The sequence below is a fragment of the Streptococcus sp. DD10 genome (genome assembly GCF_001578805.1).
In the GTDB taxonomy this organism is placed as follows: domain Bacteria; phylum Bacillota; class Bacilli; order Lactobacillales; family Streptococcaceae; genus Streptococcus.
Map to the genome: position 1 here is coordinate 26,392 of NZ_KQ969162.1, position 4,962 is coordinate 31,353.

4 protein-coding genes are annotated in these 4,962 nt (G+C 40.9%); 2 read left to right on the forward strand and 2 right to left on the reverse strand.

Annotated elements, in window-relative coordinates; genetic code table 11:
• Positions 1-99 precede the first annotated feature (99 nt).
• Positions 100-2,259, reverse strand: coding sequence for a class 1b ribonucleoside-diphosphate reductase subunit alpha (gene nrdE / locus STRDD10_RS07380; protein ID WP_067194521.1), 2,160 nt, complete (start codon positions 2,257-2,259; stop codon positions 100-102).
• Between the two features lie 73 nt (positions 2,260-2,332).
• The gene (gene nrdH, locus STRDD10_RS07385; RefSeq protein WP_067194524.1) at positions 2,333-2,551 is read right to left on the reverse strand and encodes a glutaredoxin-like protein NrdH; all 219 of its coding nucleotides are present in this window, start codon (positions 2,549-2,551) and stop codon (positions 2,333-2,335) included.
• Positions 2,552-2,924: 373 nt separating this feature from the next.
• On the opposite strand from nrdH, the gene STRDD10_RS07390 reads away from it, so the two are divergent.
• Positions 2,925-3,188, forward strand: coding sequence for a phosphocarrier protein HPr (locus tag STRDD10_RS07390; protein ID WP_000146948.1), 264 nt, complete (start codon positions 2,925-2,927; stop codon positions 3,186-3,188).
• Between the two features lie 5 nt (positions 3,189-3,193).
• Positions 3,194-4,927, forward strand: a complete 1,734-nt coding sequence (gene ptsP / locus STRDD10_RS07395; protein ID WP_067194526.1) for a phosphoenolpyruvate--protein phosphotransferase — start codon at positions 3,194-3,196, stop codon at positions 4,925-4,927.
• The last annotated feature ends 35 nt before the right edge of the window (positions 4,928-4,962 follow it).

Consider the following 4,962-nt stretch of genomic DNA (forward strand, 5'->3'; position numbering starts at 1 on the left):
TTTTTTAGAATGTAGGGATGGTCTAATCAGACTATCTTATTTTTGTTTGTATATTCAATTTTTTAGCGAATCCTAACAAATTTATCAAAAAGGTAGAAACTAGATTACACAGCTCTCGCATTGGTTGGCTCCGACTTCATCTCCGTCATCTGTAAAGGTACGAACGTAGTAGATCGACTTGATTCCCTTGTTGAAGGCGTAGTTACGCAGGATCGACAGGTCACGCGTGGTTTGTTTGTTTTCTCTTTTCCATTCGTAGAGACCCGTCGGGATATCGCTCCGCATAAAGAGGGTTAGAGACAGACCTTGGTCCACGTGCTCAGTAGCAGCGGCGTACACATCGATGACCTTTCGCATGTCCATGTCGTAGGCAGACGTGTAGTAAGGGATTGTTTCAGTTGAGAGTCCAGCAGCGGGGTAGTAAATTTTTCCGATTTTCTTTTCCTGACGCTCTTCGATCCGTTGGGTGATCGGGTGGATCGAAGCAGACACATCGTTGATGTAACTGATAGACCCATTAGGTGCTACTGCCAGGCGGTTTTGATGGTAGAGACCATCTTTCTTGATGTTTTCACGTAAGGTCTTCCAATCCTCAGCAGTCGGGATAAAGACATCTGCAAAGAGTTCTTTGACACGGTCAGATTGTGGGACAAATGCTCCAGTGATGTATTTGTCGAAGTAGCTTCCATTGGCATAGTCTGACTTGTCAAAGTTGTGGAAGACTTGACCACGTTCTCGTGCGATGTTGTTAGACTCGACCAAGGTCCAGTAGTTCATCAGCATGAAGTAGATGCTGGTAAACTCAACCGACTCAGCCGATCCGTATTCGATCAGTTGTTGAGCTAGGTAGCTGTGAAGTCCCATGGCACCGAGTCCGAAGGTATGCGCTAGACTATTTCCATGATCAATCGTCGGAACGGCTTTGATGTGAGAGTTGTCAGTGACAAAGGTCAAGGCCCGCACCATGGCACGAATGGAACGGCCAAAATCAGGTGATGTCATCATGTTCACGACATTGGTGGATCCAAGGTTACAAGACACATCGGTTCCCATTTGCAAGAAATCTTGGGCATCGTTAATGAGGCTAGGTTCTTGAACTTGAAGGATCTCCGAACAGAGGTTACTCATGATGATTTTTCCATCAACCGGATTGGAACGGTTGGCGGTATCGATATTGACGACATATGGGTAACCAGATTCTTGTTGCAATTTGGAAATCTCAGTTTCCAAATCACGCGCCTTGATTTTTGTCTTGCGGATGTTTGGATTGGCAACCAGCTCATCGTATTTCTCTGTAATGTCGATATAGTTGAATGGGACACCGTACTCTAACTCGACTGAATAAGGACTAAAGAGATACATGTCTTCGTTTTTACGAGCTAACTCATAGAATTTATCAGGGACAACTACACCGAGCGAAAGAGTTTTTACACGAACCTTTTCATCGGCGTTTTCTTTTTTGGTAGAAAGAAAAGAAATGATGTCTGGGTGAAAAACGTTGAGGTAAACAACTCCTGCACCTTGACGCTGGCCCAATTGGTTAGAGTAAGAAAAGCTATCTTCAAAGAGTTTCATAACGGGTACGACCCCTGAAGCGGCTCCTTCATAGCCTTTGATAGGAGCGCCTGCTTCACGAAGATTGCTAAGTGTAATTCCCACACCCCCACCGATACGTGAAAGTTGAAGAGCAGAGTTAATGGAACGACCAATAGAGTTCATATCATCTGTTACTTGGATCAAGAAGCAAGAAACCAACTCTCCTCGGCGAGCTCGACCGGCATTTAGGAAAGAAGGAGTAGCGGGTTGATAGCGTTGATGGATGATTTCGTTAGCAATCTCAGTGGCGATTTCTTCGTTTCCATCCGCAAAGTAAAGGGCGTTAAAAAGAACGCGGTCTTCCATGCTCTCTAAGTAATATTCCCCATCGTTGGTCTTGAGGGCATATTGGTTATAAAACTTATAGGCCGCCATGAAGGATTTAAATTGGAAATTCTGGTCTGCAATAAATTGAGACAACTGCTCGATAAAAGTTGGACGATACTTGCTAATAAATTCTTTTTCTAGGTAGTTTTCTTCGATTAAGTAGGCAATTTTTTCCGTGATGTTCTTGAAGGCTTTCGTATTTGGAAGCACGTTTTCCTTAAAAAAGGCATCCAAGGCTTCCTTATCCTTATGAAGCATGATTTGTCCGTTTACAGGACGGTTAATTTCATTATTCAGACGGAAATAAGAGACGTCTTCTAAATTCTTTAGACTCATAAAAATCCTTTTTCTATTGAAGTATTGATTACATAAAATAAGGGGTTGAGGGTTTCCCCTCACTCCCGGTAAATTAAGACAGTTTTTTTAGTTTAGCAGGTTGAAAACCTGAAAAACTTTCTGTCGGAGTTTGGATGACTGGTGCAGCACTAAAGCCAAGACTTTTTACATGTTCTACAAATTCAGGTTGTTCATCTAAGTTGATTTCTTTATAGGAAACGTTGTTGCTATCCAAAAAGCGCTTAGTCATTTTGCATTGAACGCAGTTATTTTTTGAGTAAATGGTGACCATAAGGTTCTCTCCTTGTAAAAATGATAACTGTAACTAGTATAATCTAAAATAAAAAAATGTCAATATTTTGTGCTTGAAATAAAAAAATATTCCCCTTGACACAATATGTAGTGTTTGTTAAACTATTGCATATTTTTGATGCAATAGGAATGCTATTTAAAGTGGAAGAATAAAAGAACAAACTATATCTTGGGTTAGAAACATTCCATCTAAAAGAAATTTAAACTCCGAAATAGAATAAATTTTGGTTGCTTTTCTGTAAATAACACATAAAATTCTTGAAAAAGTTTTCCAAACATGTTATAATATAAAATTGTAAGGGTTATCATAAGAATGAAAACCTAATAACTTATCACAAAAGGAGAGTCTAACTATGGCTTCTAAAGATTTTCACGTTGTAGCAGAAACTGGTATTCACGCACGTCCAGCTACTTTACTTGTTCAAACTGCAAGCAAATTTGCTTCAGATATCACTCTTGAATACAAAGGTAAATCAGTAAACCTTAAATCAATCATGGGAGTTATGAGTCTCGGTGTTGGTCAAGGTGCTGATGTAACAATCTCAGCTGAAGGTGCTGACGCTGATGACGCAATCGCAGCTATCACTGAAACTATGGAAAAAGAAGGATTGGCATAAGTAAAATGACAGAAATGCTAAAAGGAATCGCAGCATCTGATGGTGTTGCCGTTGCTAAAGCATATCTACTGGTTCAACCGGACTTGTCATTTGAGACTGTTTCAGTCGAAGATACAAATGCAGAAGAAGCTCGTTTGGATGCGGCTCTTGAAGCTTCACAGAACGAGCTTTCTCTTATCCGTGAGAAAGCAGTAGATACGCTTGGAGAAGAAGCGGCTCAAGTTTTTGACGCTCATTTGATGGTTCTTGCAGACCCAGAAATGATTGGTCAGATTAAAGAAACTATCCGTACGAAAAAAGTAAATGCCGAAGCAGGCTTGAAAGAAGTGACGGATATGTTCATCACGATCTTTGAAGGTATGGAAGATAATCCATATATGCAAGAACGTGCAGCGGATATTCGTGATGTTACAAAACGTGTGCTTGCTAACTTGCTTGGTAAGAAATTGCCTAACCCAGCAACAATCAACGAAGAATCAATCGTTGTTGCTCATGACTTGACACCATCTGATACAGCTCAGTTGAACAAAAAGTACGTAAAAGCTTTTGTTACTAATATCGGTGGACGTACAAGTCACTCTGCAATCATGGCTCGTACCCTTGAAATCGCAGCCGTTCTTGGAACCAATAACATCACAGAACTTGTTAAAGACGGTGATATCTTGGCCGTATCAGGAATTACTGGTGAAGTTGTTATCAACCCAACTGAAGAGCAAATCGCTGAATTTAAGGAAGCTGGCCAAGCTTACGCTGCACAAAAAGCTGAATGGGCACTTCTTAAAGATGCTCAAACAGTTACTGCTGATGGAAAACACTTTGAGTTGGCTGCTAACATCGGTACACCTAAAGACGTTGAAGGTGTGAATGAGAACGGTGCAGAAGCAGTTGGTCTTTATCGTACAGAGTTCTTGTATATGGATTCTCAAGACTTCCCAACTGAAGATGACCAATATGAAGCCTATAAAGCAGTTCTTGAAGGGATGAACGGTAAACCTGTTGTTGTTCGGACAATGGATATCGGTGGGGATAAGGAACTTCCTTACTTTGATCTTCCTAAAGAAATGAACCCGTTCTTGGGTTACCGTGCTTTGCGTATCTCTATCTCTGAAACTGGTAATCAAATGTTCCGTACACAATTGCGTGCTTTGCTTCGTGCATCTGTTCACGGTAAATTGCGTATCATGTTCCCAATGGTTGCTTTGTTGACTGAGTTCCGTACTGCTAAAGGTATTCTTGAAGAAGAAAAAGCGAAATTGGTTGCTGAAGGTGTTGCCGTTGCAGACGATATCGAAGTAGGTATCATGATTGAAATCCCTGCTGCAGCTATGCTTGCTGACCAATTTGCTAAAGAAGTTGATTTCTTCTCAATTGGTACAAACGACCTTATCCAATACACTATGGCTGCTGACCGTATGAACGAACAAGTATCATACCTTTACCAACCATATAACCCATCAATCCTTCGTTTGATTAACAATGTTATCAAAGCGGCTCACGCTGAAGGTAAATGGGCTGGTATGTGTGGTGAAATGGCTGGTGACCAAACTGCTGTTCCACTTCTTGTCGGAATGGGCTTGGATGAGTTCTCAATGTCAGCGACATCTGTTCTTCGGACACGTAGCTTGATGAAGAAATTGGACACAGCTAAAATGGAAGAATACGCTAACCGTGCGCTTACTGAATGTTCAACAATGGAAGAAGTTCTTGAACTTTCAAAAGAATACATTAACGTAGATTAGTCATTATAAAAAAACAAAATAAAAACCGAGAATAC

What these genes read in the sequence shown, in the direction of transcription:
- ptsP (WP_067194526.1), top strand. Translation starts at nt 3,194, where the DNA reads ATGACAGAAATGCTAAAAGGAATCGCAGCATCTGATGGTGTTGCCGTT.
- nrdE (WP_067194521.1), bottom strand. Translation starts at nt 2,259, where the DNA reads ATGAGTCTAAAGAATTTAGAAGACGTCTCTTATTTCCGTCTGAATAAT.
- nrdH (WP_067194524.1), bottom strand. Translation starts at nt 2,551, where the DNA reads ATGGTCACCATTTACTCAAAAAATAACTGCGTTCAATGCAAAATGACT.
- STRDD10_RS07390 (WP_000146948.1), top strand. Translation starts at nt 2,925, where the DNA reads ATGGCTTCTAAAGATTTTCACGTTGTAGCAGAAACTGGTATTCACGCA.